Below are 1151 nucleotides of genomic sequence, written 5' to 3'. Positions count from 1 at the left end.
CTACCCCATGTATCATAAGTATAAGATACAACTTCATCACCTGAACTATCTATTAGAGATATTATATCTCCTTGAGCATTTCTTACGTAGTAATATTCTACTCCATTTAACTCTATACTTACAAGCTTATTTTCACTATCATAAGTGTAATAGATTTTATCTGTTCCATTAGTTTCAAATGTTACATTACCATCTACTACATGGTACTTTGTTGTAACTCCATTTACTGTCTTTTCTGTTCTTATTCCATCATCGTTATATTTATATTCTATGTCATATAGACTTTTTCCGCTTCTAGATATCTTTGATAGCTGTCTTCCTTCTTCCCATTCAAATTCCCATTGTTCATAAAGTGGATTTTCTCCATCTTTATCTACGTTACCATCTATATCTAGAATTTCACCATCAGTATTAGTAACCCATTTCTCCCATGCTATTGGATTCCCTATTTCATCAATTCCTATACTTCTTGTATTAAATCCTGTAAATTTATCTTTCCAGTTATTATCAATTTGTTTAGATGTAGATGTTACTGTAGGAGTTGTAGATTCTCCTTTATACAGCTCTCTTTTTAGTAAGTTTCCTCCACCATCATAGTAATACTTTATAGTTTTTTCAAGTGCTCCACTACTATTTCTGTGTTCTTCTTTTTTAAGTTCATTTAATTCATTGTAGTAATATTTTATTGTTTTTGAGTTTTCAGTTATAGTTTCTATATTACCGTTTTTATCATATGTGTAGGAAATTTTCTTTCCTCCATTTTCAATAGATGATATCTTGTTTGTTGTTGATCCATCTATTCCATTTACATATGAATACTTAGTGGTGTATGGTATTAGTCCTGTACTTATTGTGTTATTTGATACTCTTCCTATTTTGTCATAGTTATAATTTATATTTTTATTTTTAGGTGTTGTAACACTTGTTGGTCTATCATCTTTGTCATATGCGTAACTTGTTACATATGTGTTGTTGTTTACTTTTTCTGTGACTTTGTTGTGATTGCTATTTGCATCGTAGTTGTATAATATTTCATTTCCATTAGATTCTTTTATTTTTACTAACCTATCTGATAAATCATATATGTATCTGTAGTTTACTTTATTTACTAAGTCCTCATGATATCCTAAGTTTCCACTTGCATCATATGA

Annotated in this window: 1 pseudogene; it reads right to left on the bottom strand. The window is 29.2% G+C overall.

What is annotated here, in order from left to right:
* A pseudogene (locus tag BLP75_RS17965) lies at positions 1–1151 on the bottom strand (RHS repeat protein); the annotation flags it as partial.

The organism is Romboutsia lituseburensis DSM 797 (assembly GCF_900103615.1).
In the GTDB taxonomy this organism is placed as follows: Bacteria; Bacillota; Clostridia; order Peptostreptococcales; family Peptostreptococcaceae; genus Romboutsia_F; species Romboutsia_F lituseburensis.
Note: the sequence above shows the minus strand (reverse complement) of the source record. Positions and strands in the feature narration are given on the sequence as shown.